Source organism: Mangrovibacterium marinum (assembly GCF_003046625.1).
GTDB lineage: Bacteria > Bacteroidota > Bacteroidia > Bacteroidales > Prolixibacteraceae > Mangrovibacterium > Mangrovibacterium marinum.
This window is the reverse complement of sequence record NZ_QAAD01000009.1, coordinates 58,145-82,579: the sequence shown is the minus strand read 5'-3', so window position 1 is coordinate 82,579 and position 24,435 is coordinate 58,145. Positions and strand designations below refer to the sequence as shown.

Annotated in this window: 19 protein-coding genes, 1 tRNA gene and 1 pseudogene; 7 read left to right on the top strand and 14 right to left on the bottom strand. The window is 45.3% G+C overall.

Annotated elements, in window-relative coordinates; all coding sequences use genetic code 11:
• Positions 1-8: 8 nt before the first annotated feature.
• The 4 genes from ppk1 to C8N47_RS10295 all read right to left on the bottom strand — a co-directional run bounded on the left by ppk1 (position 9) and on the right by C8N47_RS10295 (position 5,152).
• Positions 9-2,405 carry a polyphosphate kinase 1 gene (gene ppk1, locus C8N47_RS10310; RefSeq protein ID WP_107822476.1) on the bottom strand — a complete coding sequence of 799 codons (2,397 nt, stop codon included), beginning with the start codon at positions 2,403-2,405 and terminating at the stop codon, positions 9-11.
• Positions 2,406-2,470: 65 nt separating this feature from the next.
• Entirely contained in the window at positions 2,471-3,073 is a 603-nt protein-coding gene (locus C8N47_RS10305) for a GNAT family N-acetyltransferase (protein ID WP_170111360.1), read from the bottom strand.
• A protein-coding gene (gene prfB / locus C8N47_RS10300; protein WP_146161501.1) for a peptide chain release factor 2 occupies positions 3,066-4,155 on the bottom strand; the annotation gives its coding sequence in 2 pieces (ribosomal slippage) (positions 3,066-4,091 and positions 4,093-4,155; 1,089 coding nt in all). The genes C8N47_RS10305 and prfB overlap by 8 nt, the downstream gene beginning before the upstream one ends.
• 304 nt (positions 4,156-4,459) lie before the next feature.
• Complete coding sequence (locus C8N47_RS10295; protein WP_107822473.1) at positions 4,460-5,152, bottom strand: hypothetical protein; 693 nt, start codon at positions 5,150-5,152, stop codon at positions 4,460-4,462.
• A 271-nt stretch (positions 5,153-5,423) separates the two neighbouring features.
• On the opposite strand from C8N47_RS10295, the gene C8N47_RS10290 reads away from it, so the two are divergent.
• Positions 5,424-5,984 (top strand): 30S ribosomal protein S16, encoded by a 561-nt coding sequence (locus C8N47_RS10290; RefSeq protein WP_107822472.1) that lies wholly within the window; start codon positions 5,424-5,426, stop codon positions 5,982-5,984.
• A gap of 112 nt (positions 5,985-6,096) precedes the next feature.
• On the opposite strand, the gene hflX is transcribed toward C8N47_RS10290, so the two are convergent.
• From hflX to C8N47_RS10275, 3 genes are all read right to left on the bottom strand, one after another.
• Positions 6,097-7,326 carry a GTPase HflX gene (gene hflX, locus C8N47_RS10285; protein ID WP_107822471.1) on the bottom strand — a complete coding sequence of 410 codons (1,230 nt, stop codon included), beginning with the start codon at positions 7,324-7,326 and terminating at the stop codon, positions 6,097-6,099.
• Positions 7,327-7,398: 72 nt separating this feature from the next.
• On the bottom strand, positions 7,399-8,085 hold the full coding sequence (locus tag C8N47_RS10280; RefSeq protein WP_107822470.1) for an energy transducer TonB: 687 nt from the start codon (positions 8,083-8,085) through the stop codon (positions 7,399-7,401).
• A 136-nt stretch (positions 8,086-8,221) separates the two neighbouring features.
• Positions 8,222-8,899, bottom strand: coding sequence for an energy transducer TonB (locus C8N47_RS10275; protein WP_170111359.1), 678 nt, complete (start codon positions 8,897-8,899; stop codon positions 8,222-8,224).
• Between the two features lie 120 nt (positions 8,900-9,019).
• On the opposite strand from C8N47_RS10275, the gene C8N47_RS10270 reads away from it, so the two are divergent.
• Positions 9,020-9,093: transfer RNA gene (locus C8N47_RS10270), tRNA-Ala, on the top strand.
• A gap of 77 nt (positions 9,094-9,170) precedes the next feature.
• Positions 9,171-9,302: pseudogene (locus C8N47_RS10265) on the top strand (IS66 family transposase); the annotation flags it as partial.
• A gap of 140 nt (positions 9,303-9,442) precedes the next feature.
• On the opposite strand, the gene C8N47_RS10260 reads toward C8N47_RS10265, so the two are convergent.
• Positions 9,443-10,504 (bottom strand): hypothetical protein, encoded by a 1,062-nt coding sequence (locus C8N47_RS10260; RefSeq protein WP_107822467.1) that lies wholly within the window; start codon positions 10,502-10,504, stop codon positions 9,443-9,445.
• Between the two features lie 650 nt (positions 10,505-11,154).
• On the opposite strand from C8N47_RS10260, the gene C8N47_RS18675 reads away from it, so the two are divergent.
• Positions 11,155-11,364 carry a hypothetical protein gene (locus C8N47_RS18675; protein ID WP_146161500.1) on the top strand — a complete coding sequence of 70 codons (210 nt, stop codon included), beginning with the start codon at positions 11,155-11,157 and terminating at the stop codon, positions 11,362-11,364.
• A gap of 332 nt (positions 11,365-11,696) precedes the next feature.
• On the opposite strand, the gene C8N47_RS10255 is transcribed toward C8N47_RS18675, so the two are convergent.
• Complete coding sequence (locus tag C8N47_RS10255) at positions 11,697-13,061, bottom strand: UDP-N-acetylmuramate--L-alanine ligase (RefSeq protein WP_107822466.1); 1,365 nt, start codon at positions 13,059-13,061, stop codon at positions 11,697-11,699.
• Between the two features lie 88 nt (positions 13,062-13,149).
• Complete coding sequence (locus tag C8N47_RS10250) at positions 13,150-13,572, bottom strand: META domain-containing protein (RefSeq protein WP_107822465.1); 423 nt, start codon at positions 13,570-13,572, stop codon at positions 13,150-13,152.
• Positions 13,573-14,037: 465 nt separating this feature from the next.
• Here C8N47_RS10250 and mutA point away from each other — a divergent pair, with 465 nt between their 5' ends.
• The 3 genes from mutA to scpA are packed head-to-tail and all read left to right on the top strand — an operon-like array spanning position 14,038 to position 18,511.
• Entirely contained in the window at positions 14,038-15,918 is a 1,881-nt protein-coding gene (gene mutA / locus C8N47_RS10245; RefSeq protein ID WP_107822464.1) for a methylmalonyl-CoA mutase small subunit, read from the top strand.
• Positions 15,919-15,961: 43 nt separating this feature from the next.
• Entirely contained in the window at positions 15,962-16,309 is a 348-nt protein-coding gene (locus C8N47_RS10240; protein ID WP_107822463.1) for a four helix bundle protein, read from the top strand.
• A gap of 48 nt (positions 16,310-16,357) precedes the next feature.
• On the top strand, positions 16,358-18,511 hold the full coding sequence (gene scpA / locus C8N47_RS10235) for a methylmalonyl-CoA mutase (RefSeq protein ID WP_107822462.1): 2,154 nt from the start codon (positions 16,358-16,360) through the stop codon (positions 18,509-18,511).
• 558 nt (positions 18,512-19,069) lie between these two features.
• On the opposite strand, the gene C8N47_RS10230 is transcribed toward scpA, so the two are convergent.
• The 4 genes from C8N47_RS10230 to C8N47_RS10215 form a co-directional block, all read right to left on the bottom strand.
• Positions 19,070-20,452: an FAD-binding oxidoreductase gene (locus C8N47_RS10230; protein ID WP_107822461.1), complete on the bottom strand. Its 1,383-nt coding sequence runs from the start codon at positions 20,450-20,452 to the stop codon at positions 19,070-19,072.
• A gap of 18 nt (positions 20,453-20,470) precedes the next feature.
• Complete coding sequence (locus tag C8N47_RS10225) at positions 20,471-20,755, bottom strand: cyclase (RefSeq protein ID WP_107822460.1); 285 nt, start codon at positions 20,753-20,755, stop codon at positions 20,471-20,473.
• 188 nt (positions 20,756-20,943) lie between these two features.
• Positions 20,944-21,129 (bottom strand): DUF1059 domain-containing protein, encoded by a 186-nt coding sequence (locus C8N47_RS10220; protein WP_211316102.1) that lies wholly within the window; start codon positions 21,127-21,129, stop codon positions 20,944-20,946.
• A 523-nt stretch (positions 21,130-21,652) separates the two neighbouring features.
• On the bottom strand, positions 21,653-24,412 hold the full coding sequence (locus C8N47_RS10215) for a hypothetical protein (RefSeq protein ID WP_107822459.1): 2,760 nt from the start codon (positions 24,410-24,412) through the stop codon (positions 21,653-21,655).
• Positions 24,413-24,435 lie beyond the last annotated feature (23 nt).

Sequence of the window (24,435 nt, the reverse complement as noted above, 5' to 3'; positions counted from 1 at the left end):
CATCAATGTTACAGAATTTTATCAATCAACTCGGCGGGTTGCGCCAGAACAGCTTTGGTCCCATTCAACACGATCGGACGTTTAAGCAGTTTAGGATTCGCCGAAAGTGCTTTCACCCAGTCATCTTCGCTCATGGGCTTGTCGCGGAACTCCGTCCGGTACAGTTCTTCCTGCGTGCGCACCAAATCGAAAGCAGACATCCCGGTTAGCTGGATGATGTTTCGTATTTCCTCTTCGGAGATACCATCTTTCAGGTAGTTTACAATGTCCACCGGATAACCGTTTTCCTCCAGAAACTGAAGTCCGGCACGACTTTTTGAGCAGCGTGGGTTGTGATATATTTTCATAATTACCTGATGTTTATCTTTAATATATTGATAGAAATCTTCCTGGGAACGATACCTGCCACCAATCGTTTTGTGGTTGTACCGATTCGATAAAGCATTGTCCAAAATGCGCGACTTGGCATTATCCTTCAACTGAAGGATCAGCATTTGCTTCAGCTCATCCTGAATATCCAGGTCATAAATCGGACAGGCCACCTCAATGCGGCGGTTCAGATTTCGGGGCATCCAGTCGGCCGAAGAGATAAACATCTTCTCTTCGCCATCGTTCCCAAACAAGAATATCCGGGAATGTTCCAGGTACTTATCAACAATGCTAATGGCTTCCAGGTTTTCGCGCACCCCCTCTTCCTCGGTTTTCAGTCCGAAGATTCCCCGCACAATCAGCTGCACCTTCACGCCAGCCCTTGCTGCCTCAGCGATTTTATCGATCATCCCCGGGTCAATCAAGCTATTCATCTTCAGGATCATATATGCCTTCTTGCCCGATTTGGCAATTTCAATCTCTTTGTCAATCATACTGACAAAGAAATTCCGCATACTAAACGGGCTCACGATCAAATGTTTGTACTGATCGTTCCGGTAGTTATGCTTAAAAAATCCAAACAAGCGGGCCACTTCGTCGGCGATGCGTGGGTCGGCTGTCAACAAGCCATCGTCGCCATAAACCCGGGCAGTGCCCTCGTGGAAGTTTCCTGTACCAACGTAAGCGTAGTTCCGCAAGCCATTACCTTCTTTTCGCTGAATCCATGCCAGCTTGGAGTGCACTTTCAGACCCGGCACACCATTAATAACATGGGCACCTTCCTCCTGCAGCTTGTTCGACCAATAAATGTTGGCCTCTTCATCGAACCGGGCTTGCAGCTCAATAACCACCGTTACGCGCTTACCATTGCGGATGGCATTCAGCAAGGCATTCACAACCCGCGAGTTGTCGGCCACCCGATAAATGGTAATACCAATCTCGTGCACCTTGGGATCGATTGATGCTTCGCGCAGCAAATCCAGAAAGTGACTAAAACTTTGGTAGGGATAGTGTAACATCACATCGGCCTGACGAAGCTTTTTCAGGATACTGTCGTGCGGCGGTAAATTGCGATGACGCACCGGAGTTAAGCGCTTATAATAATGATGAACGCTGCCCACCTCCGGGAAGTTCATAAAATCTTTATGGTTGTGATAACGCCCTCCGGCAACGGTATTGTCCGGATCGAGGTTCATTTTTTTGAGAATAAAGCTCAAAAAGTCTTCCGGAATATTACTATCATACAGCAAGCGAACAGGCGTTCCGACTTTTCTCCGTTTTAAGCTGAGCTCCATCTTCTCGATGAAACTTTTCGAGATGTCGTCGTCAATATTCAACTCGGCATCGCGGGTCACCTTAATGGTGTAAGCTTCATACCTGTCGTACTTAAACAACGGGAATATGTCGGGCATGCAATAGCGAATAATATCATCGAGCAGAATGATGTATTTTTTATTATTGCGAGCCGGCAGCACCAGAAAGCGGGTTAGCGTAATACTGGGAACACGCACCAGCGCGTAGGCAAACTTACCGGGTTTCAGAGCCCGATAAAGCTTAATAGCGAGATATACCGAACGGTCGCGCAAATAAGGAAATTTGTGATCCTCAGCCAGCATGATCGGCACCAGGTTAGGCAACACTTTTTCGTTGAAATAGCGTTTCACAAAAATACCCTGCTCGCTGGTCAACTTTGTTTCATCGATAATGAAGATATTTTCATCAGCCATCTCGGCCATGATTTTGCGATATATCTCCTGCGACTTTTTCTGATGACTGATTACAACGCGATGGATTTCCTCATGCAGCTCTTCCGGCGTAAAATTTCCCAGAATGCTGCCATCGTCGCCTAAATCGACCATCCGCCGAACCGAGGCGACCCGAACACGGAAAAATTCGTCGAGGTTATTCGAGAAAATCCCCAAAAAGCGCAGACGTTCAAACAGCGGCACAGTCGGATCCTCTGCCTCCTGCAAAACTCTGGCATTAAAAGACAACCAGCTAATTTCCCGATTAATATATGAATCTGTTTTTCCCATAGTAGTGAGGCTCTGCCGAATTTTACAAGTAAACAGATTTTTTTGAGTTGTTCAAGAAAAACCAGCTAAATCTTTACAAACTCCGCCGCTTTTCGAAAAAGTTCAGCCAAAAAGGAAGGTTCATCAAAATTCTCAAAAAGAATTGGCTCAACAGGTGCCTGTTCCGGCGGAATTAAAGCCAGCTCCCACCAGCCTACCCGATGCCATTGCTTCTTCTTATAACCAACCTGGTTAAACACGGCACATGGTTTAAACCCGACCCTTTCGTGCAATCGGGCGCTTCCCTCATTGGGCAAAGTCACCACGGCCAGCAGGGTCGCAAAGTTTTGCTTTTTAAGAATTTCAATTAACGCATAGTAAAGGGCCGTGCCGATATTTTTCCGCTGCCCTTCCGGATGAATATAAACGGTCACTTCCCGATTCCATCGGTAGGAAGCCCGCGACCGATAAGCGGCCGCATAAGCATAGCCAACAATGCGGCCATCGACTACACACACCAAGTACGGGCACTCCTTTAAAACGAATGCCATCCGCTGGCGAAACTCGCTAACAGATGGCACTATTTCTTCAAAAGTAACAACAGTATCCGTTATAAATGGCTTGTAAATCTCGAGTATTGCCTCGGCATCGGCAAGTGTTGCCAAACGAATTTCAGCTCGATTATGCATCGCCATACTGCATTAGATATGCTTTGATAAAACCATCGATTTCACCATCGAGAACCGACTGAACATTTCCTGTTTCGTGACCGGTTCTCACATCTTTCACCAATTTATAGGGTTGAAGGACGTAAGAGCGGATTTGGGATCCCCATTCGATTTTCTTCTTCCCCGCCTCAATTGCGTCGACTGTTTCGCGTCGCTTACGCAGCTCCAGTTCGTACAACTGAGATTTCAGCAATCGCAAGGCGTTTTCCTTGTTTCCAAGCTGCGAACGACTTTCGGTGTTTTCAATGATAATGCCGGTGGGGGCGTGACGCAGCCGAACGCCGGTCTCAACCTTATTCACATTCTGACCACCAGCGCCTCCCGAGCGGAACGTATCCCAGCTAATATCCGCCGGATTAATCTCAATTTCGATCGAGTCGTCAACCAAGGGTGCAACAAATACGGAAGTGAACGAGGTCATCCGCTTGTTTTGTGCATTAAAAGGCGACAAACGAACCAGACGATGGACGCCGTTTTCACTTTTCAGATAGCCGTAGGCATAATCACCTTCAAACTCGATGGTGCAGTTTTTCACACCTACTTCGTCGCCGGCATTAAATTCAGACACTTTCACCTTAAAGCCTTCTTTTTCACCATAGCGCAAATACATACGCATCAGCATATCGGCCCAGTCATTGGCTTCAGTACCTCCGGCCCCGGCATTAATCCGCAACACCGCACCAAGCTTATCTTCCTCTTTGCGAAGCATATTTTTGGCTTCCAGCTGTTCAATAAGCTCCAAGGTTTCGTTAAACTGATCATTGACCTCGTCTTCCGAAGCCTCCTCAGCTTCAAAAAACTCATACAGAACCATTAAGTCTTCCAACGACTTATCAACAGCTTCAAATCCCTCGGTCCAGACTTTAATTCCGCGAATAGCTTTCATTTGCTCTTCGGCCTTTTTCGAGTCGGTCCAGAAATCAGGATCTTGCGTCTTCAGTTCTTCTTCCTGCAGTTGTATTAATTTTGCATCGTAGTCAAAGATGCCTCCTCAGCGCATCCCGGCGCTCAGCAAGCTCTTTTAGCTGCTCCTTTAAAATCATATCTTTTCGTTTTTTATGGTTTGCAAAAATAGGAAATACAAGCAGATAATTCAACATTGCCCGAGCGATTCGCGCAGTTGGCCAAAAGCAGGGGTGATCTGGGGCAATTCGCGAAACCGGGGGAGGCCTAAAATTCGGAGAGCTGCGCGAAACCATTGGGGCTGAATATTGCGGCTTCTCTTTTCAGATCCTGCTCGAAAACAGAGAGCATCGGGGCATTTTCGCGGTCTTTTCTTCTGCCTCGAAAGAAGAAAAGCAAGCTGCGACCGCAACCTGCCTTACGATATCAGTGTTATTGAATTGCTTATTCGCCCCAAACAACCGTTTGCCGGGTGATGGCTTTAGCTTCCAGAAATTGATCCTCTCCGTCCTCCTTGGCATACAAACCCAACTCAACGGTATAGCTTTCGCCAAAAACTGGTTCGTAATCGCCAATCCAGCCACTCGAGCTAATGTTCGCAGATACAACCGATGATCCAAGCGAGCTGGAATAATAAACCCTTGTTCCTTCCGAATTGCGCAAAACCACAACCGAATAATCTTCCTGGTCGCTCGAATCCCAAACCAAATGAATTCGGTTATTATCGGCTTCGTACTCACAAGTTGTCAACTCCACCGGCTCGATGGTTATGCCTGTCAGCTCATCGGCAACGGTTAGTTCTTCGCCATTCGTGCGCGTAACGGAAAAGGTATAAACTCCAGTTTCGGGCAAACTGGTTGTAAAATCGGCTTCATCCATTTCGGTGTAAAACTCCAGCACGTAATCGTTGTAGGAATATAATTTATAGACCTCTCCCGACTCGCTCCTGGCATTAACACCGGCCATTGCTACATTGGCATAAGTATGAAATGCCAAGCCATATTTTGTGACCCCATCAATTTTCTGACTCAAGATCAAGGCATCGCTATTCACAATTGGCAACACCTCTTCACTCTGGCATGAAAACAAAGCCGGAATCATGGCCAAAATTCCACATACGATCGATACTTTATTCATCTCTTTCTATTTAATTTTATCTAACTCATTTTACAGATCTGCGCCAGGCCATATCGTTGCGTCCCGGGTCCCGCCTTGCCTGCAAATTTCACACCTGTTTTTTCTAATCCAACCAGGAACCACAAAACCCTCCCGGTGAGAAGAAGAAATTTCAAATTACGTCATTTTTATCGAGTTGCATAAAAAACAGAAAGACTTTTCCCGATCTAAAATAAAAGATTATCTTTGCGCCACATTTTAACGAATTGTTTATCAATTAAATTTAAATTCAATGCCAGCAAAAATCAGATTGCAGCGACATGGTCGCAAACGTTTAGCTTACTATCACATTGTGATAGCTGATAGCAGGGCACCACGAGATGGTCGTTTCATTGAAAGGATTGGATCTTATAATCCGAATACTAATCCTGCTACGATCGATCTTGATTTTGATAAAGCTTTAAACTGGCTTAACAAAGGTGCTCAACCAACTGACACTGTAAGAGCTATTCTTTCTTACAAAGGTGTTTTATACATGAAACACTTGCAAGGTGGAGTTGCCAAAGGTGCTTTCTCTGAAGAAGAAGCTGAAAAACGCTTCCAAGCATGGGCTGCTGAAAAAGAAGCAAAAGTCCAGTCTAAAAAAGACCGCTTGTCTCAAGAAGCCAGCGATTCGAAAACAGCTCGCTTAGAAGCTGAAGCAAAAGTTAACGCCGACAGAGCCGAAGCTATTGCTAAGAAAAACGCTGAGTTGGCTGCTGAAGCAGAAGCCGCTGTTGCCGCTGCTGAAGAAACAACAGAAGAAGCTCCGGAAGCTGAAGCTTCTGCCGAAGGCGAAGAAACAGCCCAGTAATTCCGGGTCGGCACTGTTTTTAAGCTTCGAACTTAATACAGAACGACATAAAAAAAGCGATGGAGTTTTCCATCGCTTTTTTCATATCTGCTAATTTGCGTCCAATCGTGATCTATTCTTCTTCGTCCTTATTCTGTGGATCAACAATCCATTCCGGGTCATACAAAAAGTCGTTATAAGGAAAACGCGTAATATGGATTTTATGAACTTCCTCGTAGAGTTTCTTCTTAAAATCGTCGACATTCTGCTTCTTAACCGCCGAGATAAATAACGAAGGCGTATTCTTCTTCCCCATCCAACTGTTTTTCCAGTCTTCCAACGAATAGTTCTGGTTGGTCTTCGGGCTCAGGTCGGCTTCATCCTTGGCCACGTAATTATAAGCGTCAATTTTATTGAACACGTAAATCGTCGGCTTCTCGCGGGTATCGATTTCACTCAAGGTTTCATTAACCGTGTCGATTTGTTCCTCAAAACCCGGATGCGAAATATCGACCACATGCACCAACAGATCTGCTTCGCGCACCTCGTCGAGCGTCGATTTAAACGACTCAACCAGGCCATGAGGTAATTTTCGAATGAACCCAACGGTATCCGAAAGCAGAAAAGGGATATTTCCAATGACCACTTTCCGTACGGTTGTATCCAATGTGGCGAATAATTTATTTTCGGCGAACACCTCGGATTTGGCCATCATGTTCATAATGGTTGATTTCCCGACATTGGTATAACCGACCAAGGCTACCCGCACCATTTTCCCCCGGTTTTTGCGCTGCGTTGCTTTTTGCTTATCAATTTTAACGAGCTGCTCTTTCAGGCGGGCAATTTTATCTAAAATAATCCGGCGGTCAGTCTCAATCTGTGTTTCACCCGGACCACGCATACCAATACCACCTCGCTGACGCTCCAGGTGAGTCCACATTCGTGTCAGACGTGGCAACATATATTGATACTGCGCCAGCTCAACCTGCGTTTTGGCATGGGCTGTTTGAGCCCGTTTCGCGAAAATATCCAAGATCAGATTGGTTCGGTCTAAAACCTTACAAGTTAGCTCTCGTTCAATGTTACGCAACTGAGTCGGACTCAATTCATCATCAAAGATGATTGTATCTATTTCATGTATTTTAATGTAGTTCTGGATTTCTTCTAATTTGCCGGAACCAACAAATGTTGCGGGATGCGGAACATCCAGCCTTTGAAAAAATTTCTTTTTCACCACAGCACCTGCTGTATCAGCCAGAAATTCAAGCTCATCCAAATACTCTTGAGCTTGTTTTTCGTCCTGATTTTGGTTGATCAAACCAACCAAAACTGCTGTTTCCTGTTGCGGAGCGGTTTCAATCATTCAACTTCAATTTATGGCATAAAAAAACCTGGTCTCGAACACGAAACCAGGATTTTTGTAATATAATGCGTCTTACTGTAATACAAAACTGATAGGCACCGTGTAAGAAACTCTTACTGGCTTACCCCTTTGCATTCCCGGCTTCCATTTGGGAAGACTGTTAACAACGCGAAGAGCTTCTTTATCCAAAGATGAGTCAACACCACGTGCAATACGCGCTTGTGTTACCGAACCATCTTTATCAACTACGAAGTTCACGTACACTTTTCCCTGGATACCGTTTTCCTGAGCAATGACAGGATATTTAATTGCATTGGCAATGAATTTACGCAATGCCAACTCGCCACCGGGGAACTCAGGCATGTTCTCTACAATAAAGAACACTTCACTTTCTTCTTCTTCCTCCGCTTCTTGTTGAATAACAGGAGCAACATCAATTACGGTGTTATCGTCCGCTTCTGTGTCTTCGATCTCCAGTTCATCTTCGATCTCCACATCGTTATCCACAATATTCAACATCTCAACAACCTTTGGTGGCGGTGGTGGTGGCGGTGGTTTTACTTCTTCTTGACGCGTGATCGGTATGATCTCATCTTCGACCTCTTGCTGCACCACAGTACCCAATGAAGAGGCTTGCTCAACACGAGTCGTCCACTCAAACGCAAGAAGTGTAAGTCCAAGAGAGATCACAAGACCGATCTGAACAAAGATATTTCTCTTGTTCTCGAGATCAGCTTTCGGTGATTTCTTCAATTCCATAATTCAGTTTTAGAAGTTTATTCTGTGACAGAAACTTTTTTTTCTTTGAGGGGTTAAAGATATAAAATTATCCACAAAAGCAAATTCACCCCAACTAAAAAAAATCGTCCGTCGTTTATTTCAAATTCGTTTCAATTTACTGCAATACAAAGTTAATGGGGATGGTAAAATTCACCCTTACGGGTCTCCCGTTTTGAGAGCCTGGTTTCCAGCGGGGCATCAGCCGTACAACACGAAGAGCCTCGGCATCCAACAACGAATCAACCGACCGGACAACATGAGCATCGGCTATGGTACCGTCGGTATTCACAACAAAACGTACAAAAACGCGCCCCTGAGTTCCCAGCTCGCGTGCTTGAGCCGGATAGCGGACACTTTTCGAAATAAAACTAAGCAAGGAAGACATGCCGCCGGGAAACTGCGGCATCTGCTCGGCGAAATCAACAACCGCAACCTCATCGGGCTCCGGCGAACGCTCGCTCAATATCGGATTCAGCGCAATGCCAACTCCCTGATCAATCTCATCGGTATAATCCGAAAAGTCGAGCTCTTGTTCTCCGGCCTCCAGATTTAAAACAATTTCGTGGATCGTAATTGGCTTGATTTCGGGCTTCTTATCTTCAGGGCGGGTAACGGGAATGATAATTTCCTCCGGTGGCTCCCAATTTACGGTTCCTCTTTCAGGAATCGCTACAACGGCTGTTTTGTAATTAAAAGCGGCCAAAACCAGTCCAAGTGCCAGAACCAGTCCGATTGAGAAAAACAGGGATCGCCCCTTTTCCAAATCAACTTTTGGGGATTTTTTTGTTCTCATAGCTTTATAATAATTAGGTTGTGAGGGGTGGCAGAAAGGCAGAAAACAAAAATCAATCCAAAAAGCAAACATTTTCTTGCGGTTTTGAAAATATTACTATATTTGCCCAACCAAAGCAATGGGGGATTAGCTCAGTTGGCTAGAGCGTTTGACTGGCAGTCAAAAGGTCGCCGGTTCGATTCCGGCATTCTCCACTGGTAATAAGGCAGTTAGAATTCACTTCTGACTGCTTTTTTATTTTATACATACCAGATGCATACAGGATGGACAAGAAAATGCCATACGCCCCATTGCCTTGGGACGGAAGAACCGGTTGTTCTGTGGTAACGACAGCGCTGCCGAAAATACGGCTGTGATCTATTCCATGATGGCTTGCTGCAAAGCTGCTGGACTGAACTTCCGAGACTGATTGGTTTTCGTCCTGGAAAACGTTATTAGCCAGGAGAAAAAGGGCGGAAACTAACGAAAGTAATCATCCTTCAATTTATCTGAATTGACAACGAATTTATCTGTCAGTTAGGTACAATTTATTAGCTAATACAGCTATTTGTTTCTCTTAACTATATCGTTGACAATGCTAAAGAGTGAATCTGGGTTACTCACTAAAAGACAATGATTTTCATTAGGAATAACGTACTTTCGATATTTGCTGGCAGGTATCGAACCATTTACTCCTCCACTTCTGTCTTTTGCGCCGTAAATTACATTAACTTTTTTTACAGTTGCCGGCGTATTGTTTAAACTAGCTGAGAGTATTGTAAATGTCTTAAACGAATCCGGGAAATATTGCACCGAGGTATTGACTGCGGAGCCTCCATTGGAAAGACCAATCAAATGCGTCTTCTTGTTTTTTAGCCCCATTCTCTCGAATGCATGTGGCAACGTCGTTTTAAGGATTTTCTGCATTACTACCCTATTGAAAACCCCATTGAAATCGGGGGTTTCTACCGCAACAACAATTGCATTCGTATATTTCGCCAACAGCTCGGTGTACAAAACCCAACTACCGGCATAGCCATGACAAAAAACGACAACCTCGGCGTCGTCTTTTGCGCCTTCCGGAATGTGCAAAAAATAATGGTCAATATTTTTATACCAACCGCTCCCCTTTAAAAGCTGAAATAGTACGTTATGAGGAGGCGTTCGCTTCCAGGCCAACTTTCTATATGGCAGATGAAAACCATTCTGAAGGAATGGTGTTTTATTGCAATAGTTAACAACGTCTTCAAACGCGTTACTCTGAATAAAAGAATTTTTCTGCGACACTTTACTAATCAAACTAACCACTGTCATCACTTCTCCTTCGCCAACAATGTTCGACAAATACGGAATCAACGGAGTTACGACAACTTTTCTGGATTCTGTATTAAAATATACACTTTGAATATAATCACCGGCATGGCAGATGCGACGCGGATACGTATATGCAAAAGCCACCACGAACAAAGCAAAAGCAACCCAACCGTAATTTTTTCGATTAGGGGTAGGCAAGAACCTCTTTAAGACCAAGAAAAGTAAGTATACACACAGTACTTTCAGATGCCAACTAACAAACACCATTGAAAAGGTCAATAAAATGACCACTAACAAAATCACTAAAAACATTCAATTATTATTTAGATGTAAAAACAACACATATCTTTCCAGTGTAGCCCTTTAATAAATCACAATTAAGTAAATCGTAAGCCTTATAGTACAAATAAAGTTCGAATGTACGTTTGATTTTTGACATTGCGGTGGATCCCTAAAATGCACGACTACTTAAGCTAAATTACTGATTATTGAGAAAATGATGTCAATAGTTGGCATCATTTAATCCCATCCAAAATAAAAACTACCGGAGTGCCCTTCTGGAGTGAAGAAATGCAATAGAATGCATGAATTCGCGCTTCATACAGCCTATAATCAACTGATATTCCGACCACCCAGATTATATAAGATCCACTGGCAGTCAAAAGGTCGCCGGTTCAGTTCCGGCATTCTCCACTGAATTTTTAAAGAGCTACAATCGGCGATTGTAGCTCTTTCTTTTTTCCCCTACTCAACCTGCGTTATTTTCTGTTTCGCCTGCACAAAATCACGTTGGCTCCACTAAACCTTCAAAACCGAAAAATCGTATGTTTTAATGGAGAGCCGTCAATCAACTTAGGTGCGCAAAAAAGGAACTTTTCAGTAATTCAGACGAATGCGTCAAGGTGACAGGGAGTGAGGCATTACAACAACATGCGATAACGAACACTAAAAGCAGGAACGACATGAGAACAGAAAAACAAAAATTATTTGAGCCGGTTTCTCACCATAAGATACAACTTCAGCAATATACACGCACCATAGGAGATTGCTATCATCCCAGCAAAATGAAACAGGGGATCCACTGCACCGGCAACCGCTTTGAATACGTTGTACCATGGGAGGTAAGGAAAAAAACCGAACAAGTTTCCGCGAGTCAACATGCTTATTCATAAAGCAAATCAGGAAACAAAAAACGCTGTCCGTAGAATTCTCCTCGAGCAGCGTTTTCTTTTTTGTGTTTCTGTTAACACAATAATATAAGGCGTCCTTTTTATTGAAGAACCGATAAAGGCAAGTCAACAGGGCGTATCCGTTCGTTTGGCGAAAATGCTTATTCGTAAGACAGCGATGACTGAAGATTCTGCAGGAACAGGAACGTTCTTTTCGTTCATTTTTTGCTTTCGCATCTACCCAGCAACAAATCAAGTCAAGCCGCTTGGATCACTGAACAGCACCATACACATTTGGAGACGCATCGCCCCCTCGCCTCCCCAAACACGATCAATTAAGATTTTGAGCACAGCGATTCCGCAAGCTCTTTCACATCCTTTCCGGAGAAATTACCGGAGGTCATGATCAGTAAATTCTTACCGCTCCAATCTTTGGACTGAAGCCGGGCAAACAGTTCATCCGAATCGGTAAAAACCTGAAGCCCGCCGGATGCAAAAGCCTCGGCAACCTGTTCTTTAGTGATCGGCTCCAACTGCTTATGCACAATGGTCTGTGGATTGAAGTAAACATAGGCCTCATCTGCCGCAGCCATACACCCTTCATACTGCGGCAAAAACTCTTTTTTCAACGAACTGAAGGTATGCAGCTCCATTACAGCGATCAGCTTTCTGTCGCCAAATTGCTTCTTCACCGCCTCGGTGGTTGCTTTCAGCTTGGAGGGTGAGTGGGCGAAATCGTAGAAGACGGTACTGTCGCCATTTTCAGCCAACACTTCCAGGCGGCGCGCAGCCCCCTTAAAAAAGGCCATAGCCGAAAAAAAGGCTTCATCACCGATTCCCAACTCGTTACAAACCAATTTGGCACCGGCGATGTTTTGCAGATTGTGATCGCCAAACACCTGCAACCGGTATTTATCGTTGCCCGAGGTCAAATAAGTAATGCCGTCTTCAACACAGGAGGGCTGCTCCCGATAGGCCTGGGGACGGATATCCGCGCGAAGATCACCGGCGATATCACAAAGATGGCGATCGCCGCCATAATAAAACAGTTTCCCATCTTTTTCAATTAAGTCGGCAAACAAGCGAAACTGTTCCACATAGTTTTCAAAAGTCGGAAATACATTGATGTGATCCCAGGCAATGCCGCTCAATAAGGCAATATGGGGATGGTAAAGATGAAATTTAGGTCGCCGGTCAATTGGCGATGACAGATATTCGTCGCCCTCGAACACTGCGATTCGGCTTTCGTGACTCAACGAAACCATCGTATCGAAGCCGTCCAGCTTAGCGCCAACCATATAATCAAATTGCACCCCATTACATTTCAGCACGTGCATAATCATTGAGGTTATCGACGTTTTGCCGTGCGAGCCACCAACGACCACACGCAGTTTATCTTTGGTCTGTTCGTACAGATATTCCGGATAAGAATAGATCTTCAAACCCAACTGCTGCGCTTTCAACAATTCGGGGTTGTCGGGCCGGGCGTGCATGCCCAGAATAACGGCATCGATGGTCGTACTTAGTTTCTCCGGATGCCAGCCATAGTCCTCGGGCAGCAAACCATACTGCTCCAGACGCCCTTTGGAAGGCTCAAAAATCTCATCATCGCTCCCGCTAACTTCAAAACCTTTTTTGTGCAGTGCAATTGCCAGATTGTGCATGGCACTACCGCCAATCGCTATAAAATGAATACGCATAGTGTTTGTTTTCAGAATGACCAAAGATAAACATTAGTTGACTTCCTACGAGCCGCCGCCTGTAAAACAGCCCGATCTCCCCCACCGTTCATTCAACATCACTCCTCACACATTCAATAAAACCCCAGTCTTTCACGTATAAACGCAACAGATCGCCGGTCATCCGATACATGGATATTGCCGGAATGAGTTCGGCAAACCGAACAGCAAATTCACTGTCGCAACACATCTCCGTACAGGCAGGCATGGCCAGAATTAAGTAATTATCGGTAATATTCAGGATTGAGCCACCACAGCTATTTACACCGAGCTGCACCATATAATGTCCGTCATCGTATAAGGCAAAGTAGATTGGCTTAGCGTCATCATTGTCCATCGTTTCATCGATGGCAACAAATCGTGTTACCTCCCATGTTTTATAGACATCCGCAGCCGGCCCGTCAATTTTCTCACAGGCCACGATCGCCAGGCAGAGTACCATAAAGATTACAGAATGTGCTAACTGAGGCATAAGTTCCGTCTTTTTTTGAAGCGCTTATAAAATTAGCGAACCCAAACCGATTATCAAACAATTAACTTACGCAAGAGTCAAACGGCAGGCAACCACCAATTAATCAGACAACAACCGAACACACACGCCTTCCGAAGCCCCATCAAAATGCCCTGTTTGCCCCTGAAAATGCGATTCCGAATGCCAATTTTAACAAATGGTTAATATTAAGAATCGATCTAAAGAGTCACAATAAAAGGCTTTTTTGTCTTATTTTGACCGATATAACAAATTAAATTACAATCGATTGGCAACCCAATCGCAAATAAACAGGCCCAAACAAAAACATACAGGAAGGTTGATATGTAAATGCGTGAAAAACAAACACTGACTTTTGTTAGCAGGTGGTTAAAAACTTGACAGACTATGGGATTCTATGCCTAAAAACCACTAATTTTGCCCACTGATTTTCTTAACAGTTACATTATGGCAGAAAAATATAACAAACTTTTTGAAGAATTTCCTCCTGTCAGTAGCGAAGATTGGAAAGCAAAAATTGTTGCTGACCTGAAAGGCGCTGACTTCGACCGCAAACTGGTCTGGAGGACAAACGAAGGTTTTTCCGTACAACCGTATTACCGTCAGGACGACTTGACAAATCTGAACTACCTGGACACGCTTCCCGGTGAGTTTCCGTTTGTTCGGGGAAACAAGACCAATGACAACGACTGGTATGTTCGTCAGAACATCGTTGTAAAAGACTTTGCAGAGGCCAACAAGAAAGCACTGGATGTATTAATGAAAGGTGTGACTTCGTTGGGCTTTGTGTTTAATGAGTGCATCAATGTTACCAAAGACGACATGGCAGTGTTGTTGAATGACATCTGTTTAGAGTCGGTAGAAGTAAACTTTGTTGCCAAGTGCTACACCGCAAAAATTGCTGAAGCTTTTGCCGACTATGTGCTGGCTGGCAAGTGGAACCCGGCCAATGTTGTGGCTTCAGCGGCTTGCGACCCCTTTGGAAACTACCTGGTTTACGGCCGCATGAAAAACGGCTTCGACGGTTCGGTAGAACAAGCCAAAGGCCTGATTGAAAAAACAGCCCAATTACCTCAATACCGGGTTGTTGCTGTTAATGCTAAAAACTTTGCTGCTGCCGGTGCATCAGCTGTGCAAGAGTTGGCTTTCGCCCTGGCTCAAGGTGCTGAATACCTTTCAGCATTAACTGAAGCAGGAGTTGCAGTGAACGAAGCTTCCACGAAAATGAAATTCAACTTCAGCGTTAGCGCCAACTACTTCATGGAAATTGCAAAATTCCGTGCAGGTCGTATGTTGTGGGCTCAAATCGTAAAAGCTTACGGTCCGCAAGACGATGCAAGTTGCAAAATGAATGCTTATGCTGAAACAGGAACCTGGAACAAAACATTCTACGATCCTTACGTAAACATGCTGCGTACGCAAACCGAAACCATGAGTGCTGCCTTAGCTGGTGTGGATTCAATTTCAGTTCTTCCGTTCAACGCCATTTACGAAGACACCACCGTGTTCTCTGATCGTATTGCCCGCAACCAACAGTTGTTGTTGAAAGAAGAATCTCACTTGGATAAGATCGTTGACCCGGGTGCCGGTTCATACTATATTGAAGAGCTGACTGCTTCAATCGCCGACGAAGCCTGGAAACTGTTCCTGACCATTCAGGATAAAGGCGGTTTCGTAGCTGCGGCTAAGGAAGGTTTCATCCAAGCCGAAATTAAGGAGATGGCTCAGAAACGCGATATGAAAGTTGCTACTCGTCGCGAAAACATCCTGGGAACAAACCAATTCCCGAACTTCACCGAGCAATTGGAAAAAGAAGATGTGGATGCTTCCGTTTTCGAAGCAACTGATCTGACTGCTGAAGATGCAGAAATTGAAACCCTGAAACCTTACCGTGGCGCTCAGGCTTTCGAAAAACTGCGTATTGCTACCGACAAATTTGCAAAAGCAAACAAACGTCCGTTGGCCTTCATGTTAACCATTGGCAACCTGGCTTTCCGTAAAGCTCGTGCTCAATTCGCCTGTAACTTCTTTGCTGTTGCCGGTTATGAAGTGAAAGACAATAACGGTTTCGCAACTGTTGAAGAAGGTTTGGCTGCTGCTAAAGAAGCAGGCGCCGAGATTGTTGTAATCTGTAGTTCTGATGATGAATATGCTGAGTTGGCTCCTGCTGCTTTCGACGCGATGAAAGGCGAAGGAATTTTCGTTGTAGCTGGTGCTCCTGCTTGCATGGATGATTTAAAAGCTAAAGGCATTGAAAACTTCATTCACGTGAAGAGCAATGTGCTTGAAGACTTGAAAGCATACAATGCAAAGTTAGGAATCGGCTAGATTGCCGGATATTTAGATTTTCGGATTTTCAGACGTTCAAACCATGCACAACTATCAGGAATTAAAAATATGGCAGGAAGGGAGAAAACTCGTAAAAGAGATTTATCTGATTTCAGCTGGTTTCCCGAAAGAAGAGATGTATGGATTGACATCACAAATTAGAAGAGCTGCGGTTTCCGTCCCTTCGAATATTGCCGAAGAAACAGGAAGAGCCAGTGATGTTGAATTTCAACGGTTCCTGGATTTCGCACTCGGATCGCTTTTTGAACTTGAAACACAAACGATTTTGGCGAACGATTTGGAATATTTGAAAACTGAAGATTTCGAAAGAGTTAGTTTGATGATTAAATCATTGATTAAGATGATTGTCAAGTTTAAGAGCATTCTTTAAGTCTGAAAATCTGACATCTGATTGTCTAATAATCTTAAAAACAAAACAATGAAACCAGATTTTAAAAGTATCAATATAAAAACAGCCACTGCGCAGAAAAAAGCGAGCGAGTGGGCTGCTGAACACAAAATTTCAAAAGACTGGATCACACCGGAGCAAATCCCTGTGAAACCGGTTTACACCAAAGAAGATTTGGAAGGCATGGAGCATTTGAATTATGCTTCAGGTTTGCCACCATTCCTTCGCGGACCTTATTCAGCCATGTATCCTTTGCGTCCCTGGACAATCCGTCAGTACGCCGGGTTCTCAACTGCTGAAGAGTCAAACGCATTCTACCGCCGTAACCTGGCAGCCGGTCAGAAAGGTCTTTCTGTAGCTTTCGACTTGGCAACTCACCGTGGTTACGACTCAGACCACCCTCGTGTAGTGGGTGATGTTGGTAAAGCCGGTGTGGCAATCGACTCAATCCTGGATATGAAAATCCTGTTCGACCAAATTCCATTGGATAAAATGTCAGTTTCGATGACAATGAACGGTGGTGTATTGCCGGTAATGGCGTTCTACATCGTTACTGCATTGGAGCAAGGCGCTACCTTGGATCAGTTGGCCGGTACCATCCAAAACGATATTTTGAAAGAATTCATGGTGCGTAACACCTACATCTACCCACCGGAATTCTCGATGAAAATTATCGCTGATATCTTCGAGTTCACTTCTCAGCACATGCCGAAGTTCAACTCAATCTCAATCTCGGGTTACCACATGCAGGAAGCCGGTGCAACAGCCGACATTGAAATGGCTTACACCCTGGCCGACGGTTTGGATTACATCCGTACAGGTATCAACGCCGGAATTGACATCGACGCTTTCGCGCCTCGTTTGTCATTCTTCTGGGCCATCGGTATGAACCACTTCATGGAAATCGCCAAAATGCGTGCTGCACGCATGATCTGGGCGAAATTGGTGAAACAGTTCAACCCGAAAAACCCAAAATCAATGGCTTTGCGTACGCACTCGCAAACGTCAGGTTGGTCGTTGACAGAGCAAGATCCGTTCAACAATGTTGGTCGTACTGCAATTGAAGCGATGGCTGCGGCTTTGGGTCACACCCAATCATTGCACACCAATGCGTTGGATGAAGCGATTGCATTGCCAACCGACTTCTCTGCTCGTATTGCACGTAACACACAGCTATATATTCAACAAGAAACTGAAATCTGCCGTGGCGTAGACCCATGGGCCGGTTCATACTATGTTGAGGCGTTGACGAAAGATCTTTACACGAAAGCATGGGCCTTGATCGAAGAAGTTGAAAAACTTGGCGGTATGGCTAAAGCGATCGAAACAGGTGTACCTAAAATGCGTATTGAAGAAGCTGCTGCACGTACTCAGGGACGTATCGATAGTGGAGCTCAAACCATTGTGGGTGTTAACAAATACCGTTTGGAAAAAGAAGATCCGATCGACATCCTGGAAATCGACAACACAGCTGTTCGTTTGTCTCAGATCGAGCGCTTGAAAAAATTGCGTGCTGAGCGTAACGAAGAAGAAGTACAACAAGCATTGGCTGCCATTACAAAATGTGCCGAAACCGGCGAAGGCAACCTGCTTGACCTCTCTGTGAAAGCTGCACAAAAACGTGCTTCATTAGGTGAAATTTCTGACGCCTGCGAAAAAGTCTGCGGACGTTATAAAGCTGTAATTAGAACTATTTCAGGCGTGTATTCATCAGAAAGCAAAAACGATGCTACCTTCCAGGAAGCTCAGGATTTGGCGAAGAAATTCGCTGAATTGGAAGGCCGTCAACCTCGTATCATGATCGCTAAAATGGGTCAGGACGGACACGACCGCGGTGCTAAAGTAGTAGCAACCGGTTATGCCGACCTTGGTTTCGACGTAGATATGGGACCCTTGTTCCAAACTCCGGAAGAAGCTGCCAAACAAGCGGTTGAAAACGACGTTCACGTCATGGGTGTTTCTTCGTTGGCTGCAGGTCACAAAACATTGGTTCCTGCCGTTATCGAAGAACTGAAGAAACTGGGTCGTGAAGACATCATGGTGATTGCCGGTGGTGTAATTCCTGCTCAGGACTACAAATACCTGTACGATGCAGGCGTTGTAGCCATCTTCGGACCTGGTACCAGCGTTGCTGCTGCCGGTAAGAAAATCCTTGAGGTTTTGATTGCTGCGCACGAAGCGTAACAGCCCCTCCCCAGCCCTCCCCAAGGGGAGGGAGTTAAAATACAGAAAGCCATCTTCCGCTTATAGCCGGAGGGTGGCTTTTTTTGTTGGGTGATGCGGTTTCTAACCGCATTCTAATCAGCGGATAGAATCCGCTGCACCGGGGAAGTACGCGGATTTTCTTTTTTGGCGGTGCCCAATGCCCCTGTCTGGTTTTCCTTAGCCCTATGCGATTCTACTGTTCCCTGTGCTGTTTTCGGTCACCCTGTGCACTTTTTCGCCGTCCTGTGTAATATTTCCCCGCCCTTTGCGATTTTTGGCGTTCCTTTGCGATCTTATTGACTCTTAGTTACACTGGAGCGAATTATTTCGCACAGGAGTCTGAAAAAGAGCACAGGACTGACATTTTGCTCACAGGATTAGCTAAACTCGCACAGGAAGCAGCAAATTAACACTGGAGCGTACAAAATGTCCCTGAATTGCCCCAAAGAACACAGGAGACCACCCAACACACCAAAACAATGCCGGAACATCACGAACGTTCCGGCACCTGGTTCCCTCTTCACTTAACCATGCCCATCAGGGCTTAATATTCTGATTCATCCGGAAGGTATTCAGCGGGTCGTATTTGGCCTTCAATTGGGCCAACCGCTCGTAGTTCACTCCGTAAGCGGCTTTCACCCGGCTTGCCTCTTCTTCGGTCATAAAGTTGACATAGGCGCCTCCGGAGGCATAAGGAGCCGAAGCTTTGAAAAACTCGCGTGACCAGCCAATACATTTGTCATCGTCTGCTGCGGCTTCCCAGCGTCCGTGTACATTCATCACAAACTTCATATCGCGGCTACTGAAGGCCGTTGCATCTGCGGGAACCTCATTCGTTTTACCCGCAACCACGCCAATAAATATTTCACAATGCGGCGAAGGCATTTTGCCCGCGTAATCGATCATCGCTGAAAACAAACCATCATGCAGCTCGGTGAAGTTATGCGACTTCCAATAGTTCCGGAAGCCGGGAGTCAAGAGCGGATCAAAAGCCTGCTGCCAGGCCGTGTAGGGAGCCATCCCGATATGTTCGCCCATCGGATCGCCAAAAGTCCGCATCGGAGCCACCAGCTTCTCGCCTTCTTCGGCTCCGCCGAAATAGCAAATCGCTGCGACCAAAACATCCTGCCCGTGAACATCCTCTGCAAGGAAAGGCAATGGCGGTGCTTTACGCATAACTACCCACGCATTAAACTCAACCGGTGTGGAGAGAATATAATCGCGATAATGCGCTAAGACCTGTTTGGCCTGAGCATAAGGGAATACCAACAACCCGGCAAACACCTCGGTGCCAATATTGTGTAAATCAAATTCAAACTGGGTGACAATCCCGAAGTTTCCTCCGCCACCGCGGACCGCCCAAAATAAATCGCTGTTCTCCGACGAACTGGCATGTACAGCCTCTCCCTCAGCCGTAATCATATCTACCGATGTCAGGCTATCGATGGTCATTCCGTACTTGCGCGACAGCCAACCAAATCCACCACCGAGTGTTAATCCGGCAATTCCGGTGGTGGAGTTAATCCCAACCGGAAGAGCCAATCCCGAAGCCTGGCAAGCTTTATCAACATCGCCCAAAGTCGCACCGGGTTCAACGTATGCCTTTTTCTTGCCGGCATCAACACGCACTTTATTCATCCGAATAAAATCGACGACCAAACCACCATCACACAGCGAGTTGCCGGCAATATTATGTCCCGCCCCCCGAATCGACAAGTCCAATTCATTTTCTTTCGCATAACGCAGCGCCATTTGCGCATCTTTTGCGTTTGCACATTGTACAATCACTGCGGGTTTCTTGTCGATCATGGCATTCCAAATCTGACGTACTTCGTTATATTCGCGATCATCGGGCATTACAACCCGCCCTTGAACTTTTTGCTTCAAACCGGCAACGGTTTCTGATTTTGCTTCTTTCATACTTACGGTTTCAATCGGTTAATATCCTGTTGGTTTGAGCTCTTCACCAAACCAAATTTCAGGCGCACTGCTAACACCTGCGTTTTCCATCGCTTCCTTCAACTCCCCGGAATTAAAAAAATCAGTTGCATCTTTCATCGTATTAAATGCGTGCGTCACAATCACCTGATCGGGTGAGCCGGGATCGCGAAAGACATGTTCTTCGACGACTCCTTTGCCTTTGGCCACAGGCGTGAAATCATCGTAAACAGCTTTCCAACTTGCAAAGTCTTTAACTGAATGCTTGATAAAAGTGGTTATCATTCTGCGTTCATTTTAGGTTGAAAAATTGGCATAACAACTACATCAGCACCATCCGGCACTTCCGGACGATGAGTTCATGAGGTGAAATAAATTACAAATTACAGGCGTCAAGATTGCTCCCGAGGTGTTGTTGCTTCGAGCAATCCAAAGCCTTTAGCTATTTTTCGGGGCGGGAATAAAACAGACAATTAATTCACTTCTTCATGGATGAGTGACTTAACTTTCGGCACAAGTTCTTCATTAATTTCCATACCATGCACTGCTTGTGCATGCTTCGCGACCTGGTTCATCAGGTCTTCTTCTGATTCAGAGCGGGCAACAAAAGTGCTATCAAAACCCGCATCACTACGACGTACAACCTTCATCCTTCCCATAATAAATCCTCCTCAATTTTGATGATTCCGGGTTTTGGTACCTGCCGGTTCCGCACGTCAGACTTTTGGGTCTACGCGATAAATCCAAATAAGATACTTTTATCTCTTTTTCTTTTCCTGATCGCTCCTATCGCTACTGATAGGAATTATGTATCAAAAAAAACTTCCTGATTCCGGAGATGCTGTTGTCGTTGTTTTCAAAAGTTGTCGGGTTGTCGTACCACATCTATTCAAAACCTTGATCGACATTTTGGCTTAGCTCCTTTGGGTGGTATGACTTTCAGAAAAAAACTTCCTAATTCCGGGGAATCGCCAACTGGAATTACAGTGAATTCTTTTGAATTAGATTGACCCTCCCATTCCGACAAAGTCGGAATTTCCAGCCCTCGTGAGGGAGGTCCAGGGTGGGTACATTAGGTCAAAGGTAAAAGCAGAAGGAACTTTCACAGAAAAGGTCTCACTTTTCGAGTGAAACCTTTTGTATTCTTCAACGGAGCACCATCGATTGATCCTTCGCTTTTCCTTACTCCACCTTATAGTTGAAGAAGCTATTGTCTTCGTTTCCGACCAGCAGGTTGAAATAATCGTTCGCCCGACTCATGTAACCAATGCTGAAATCGGTATTTCCCTGAAGCGGAAAGCCGTTGTAGAGTTTCCCGTTCATATTGACCAGGTAAACCCGGTTTTCGTTCGAGCACACCACACCAACTTTCTTATCGGCATTGGCAAATGTGTAAATGTTCGGGCGATTACTGATTGTACTGGAGAACTCGTACTCCATCAACTCCTTGCCTTTATCACTGTAACAGGTCAGTTCCTTTCCGTCTGCAATCACGAAATCCGATTGACCGTCATTATTCAGGTCGTCGGCCACAAAGAAGTGACTTTTGTTGAAACTGCCCAGATCAAGGGTTTTAGCCTGACCATTGAAATATTGCAAATGCACCAGCCCTTTCACATCGGTTGTTGCCAGTGCAAACGATCCTGCTTTAACCAGGTAAAGCTGATTGCCCGAGTGCTCGAAATGATCGGTTGTTTTCACCCGGATGTTTCCCTGACGATCGAAAATATAGGTTTTATACTGGTCGGCACAAGCGATATAGTCTTTACCATCGATCCGGAAATGTTGAATCTGGTTGGTAACCAATCCATCTGTTTTTCCCGACTTCCAGCCGTTAACGATACGACCATCGCGGTCGTAGCAATAAATTTCTTTGTTCTCGCAAGCCACAAAAAAGCGATAATCGCGATTGCTATCGTAGTCGAACAAGGCCACGCCATTGGTTGCGGGCGAGCGGAAATTCACCGGAAAGCGAGCCAGATGATTTCCGTTACGATCGAGTAAATACAGCTTGTCTTTCGTATTGAACAGGTATTGAAGCTTCCCGTTTCGGTAATAATCCACCTGATAGACATCGCCCAAAATCTTATCCGAGAGCTTCACCTTCCACAGACGCACACCCTCTTTGTTTATCAGATAAAGGTTGTTGGCATTATCCTGCACCATCACTTCTTTGTTTTGGCGATCGTAGTGATTGGTCACAATCTGCGGTTTAATCCAGATGGTGGTATCCAGCTTGCTTTGCCAAACGGTTTGCGGATCAACCTTCATCACCGGATCGAAACGCAAGTACAGGTTATTGAGCAAGGACCCCGAGTTGGTTGAAATTTGCCATCCCAAGGCATAAAATTTCCGGAACAGATCTTCGTGGGCTTTCACCGATGCAAAGGCCTCCTCATTCAAATAGTAAGTGCCCAGGTTGAAAGCTTTCGAGCAGTTTAGGTAGAAGTAGACACTGGAACGTGAGGCCATCTCTTCCTGAAATTTTTGAAAATGGATATCCTTCTCAAGCGTTGCCGACAACACCAGGTCGTGGATATAATTCTTCAGCGCAGGCTCGCTATCGGCAAAAACAAGGTAGTTGTCGTAAAAACAAAGGTAATTACAGGCCACACCCGAAAATACGTTCCCAAAGAGCAAACGTGCCAGCTCCGGAACGGGAAACTGGTAAATTGAATAAACAACATCTTTCTGCAGTTGGTATTTACTCTCCGTATCGGCTAAGGTCTTTTTCGCCGACTTGGCAAAGTTCTCCAGAACCGGAAGCAACAACTCCTTGGCAGCCGACTGGCTTTTCACCTTGGCAATAAAGAAGCGATTCAACGTTGGGTCGTTTTGCAAAACCGATCCGTAGGCCATGGCAAAATCGTTATCCGCTATTTCTTCAAAAAGCGGAATAAGTGCCTTTCGCCCTCCTTTTTCGGCATGAGTCAACGCTGTTTCGCGGTTGTAGAAATCACTTCCTCCCTGCTTCTTCAAAAATGCCACATAGTCGTCCTGAAACTGGTTGAAGTCGTCCAGGTTGAAGTTAACGAACATGCTGGTATTGCCTGACAACACGCGATCCATCCGAAAACGCTGCCCTGTTTGATTTTTCAACACATTCAGGTAATTATCGAAGGTTTTGCCCGCCGCACTGAAGCCATTAAACCAAAATTTCGAATCTTTCATATCGACGTCCAGCTCACTCCAATCGGAAAAGTTGGCAAACTGCCGGATAAGCTTTCGAAAATCGGACGCGACAAGCTTCTCAAGCAAGATGGACAGTTTCTTATGGTTGACAAATACATTGCAGGACGAACCACGATTAACGGTGCTATAAAGCTGCTTAAACTGGGCTTGGTTATACAGATTGTCGGTGCGCACCTGACGAATGCCTTCTTCGACAAAAATGACATTCCGGCTAAACAGGAAAATCCCCTTCACCTCGGCAAAGGCAAAGCTCTGACTACCGCTTTTCAGTTGAAAAACCTCGTTCCCATCATATTCGCGCTGACTCAACTTCAGCTTGCCCTCCTGTTGCAATTGCTTAAGATAGGCAATCAGCTTTTCGCGCTCGCCCCGGTTGTTTAAGCTCAGGGCAAACAAGGCCTCAATTTCGTCCTTCCCTTCGGGATTGAAAGCCACCACAACCGATTTTGACTGGATGGCCTGACGCAAATTTTCATCTTCGGCCATCAAATTCTCAATGGCATCAACATCCTTCCAAAACGACTTTAAGAAGGTGGCTGTGCGCAAGGCTTCAATCACCGGATCATTGCTCCGTATTTCCTCGAGCAACGAACGCAACTCGGGAACCTCAACAATCAGCGGTGTACGAACAGGGATTGCCTGGTAGGCCGAATTTTCGTTGTAAGCGGTTGATTGCCGCGCCATAAAATACCAGGCGAACCCCAAAATAACAAATAAGACAAGAAGCAAGGGAATAAGAAACTTACGCATATCGAAAGGCTTTTATTCAAAAA

Coding starts and splice junctions, on each gene's coding strand:
- ppk1 (WP_107822476.1), bottom strand. CDS start 2,405: ATGGGAAAAACAGATTCATATATTAATCGGGAAATTAGCTGGTTGTCT.
- C8N47_RS10305 (WP_170111360.1), bottom strand. CDS start 3,073: ATGCATAATCGAGCTGAAATTCGTTTGGCAACACTTGCCGATGCCGAG.
- C8N47_RS10295 (WP_107822473.1), bottom strand. CDS start 5,152: ATGAATAAAGTATCGATCGTATGTGGAATTTTGGCCATGATTCCGGCT.
- C8N47_RS10290 (WP_107822472.1), top strand. CDS start 5,424: ATGCCAGCAAAAATCAGATTGCAGCGACATGGTCGCAAACGTTTAGCT.
- hflX (WP_107822471.1), bottom strand. CDS start 7,326: ATGATTGAAACCGCTCCGCAACAGGAAACAGCAGTTTTGGTTGGTTTG.
- C8N47_RS10280 (WP_107822470.1), bottom strand. CDS start 8,085: ATGGAATTGAAGAAATCACCGAAAGCTGATCTCGAGAACAAGAGAAAT.
- C8N47_RS10275 (WP_170111359.1), bottom strand. CDS start 8,899: ATGAGAACAAAAAAATCCCCAAAAGTTGATTTGGAAAAGGGGCGATCC.
- C8N47_RS10260 (WP_107822467.1), bottom strand. CDS start 10,504: ATGTTTTTAGTGATTTTGTTAGTGGTCATTTTATTGACCTTTTCAATG.
- C8N47_RS18675 (WP_146161500.1), top strand. CDS start 11,155: ATGAGAACAGAAAAACAAAAATTATTTGAGCCGGTTTCTCACCATAAG.
- C8N47_RS10255 (WP_107822466.1), bottom strand. CDS start 13,061: ATGCGTATTCATTTTATAGCGATTGGCGGTAGTGCCATGCACAATCTG.
- C8N47_RS10250 (WP_107822465.1), bottom strand. CDS start 13,572: ATGCCTCAGTTAGCACATTCTGTAATCTTTATGGTACTCTGCCTGGCG.
- mutA (WP_107822464.1), top strand. CDS start 14,038: ATGGCAGAAAAATATAACAAACTTTTTGAAGAATTTCCTCCTGTCAGT.
- C8N47_RS10240 (WP_107822463.1), top strand. CDS start 15,962: ATGCACAACTATCAGGAATTAAAAATATGGCAGGAAGGGAGAAAACTC.
- scpA (WP_107822462.1), top strand. CDS start 16,358: ATGAAACCAGATTTTAAAAGTATCAATATAAAAACAGCCACTGCGCAG.
- C8N47_RS10230 (WP_107822461.1), bottom strand. CDS start 20,452: ATGAAAGAAGCAAAATCAGAAACCGTTGCCGGTTTGAAGCAAAAAGTT.
- C8N47_RS10225 (WP_107822460.1), bottom strand. CDS start 20,755: ATGATAACCACTTTTATCAAGCATTCAGTTAAAGACTTTGCAAGTTGG.
- C8N47_RS10220 (WP_211316102.1), bottom strand. CDS start 21,129: ATGGGAAGGATGAAGGTTGTACGTCGTAGTGATGCGGGTTTTGATAGC.
- C8N47_RS10215 (WP_107822459.1), bottom strand. CDS start 24,412: ATGCGTAAGTTTCTTATTCCCTTGCTTCTTGTCTTATTTGTTATTTTG.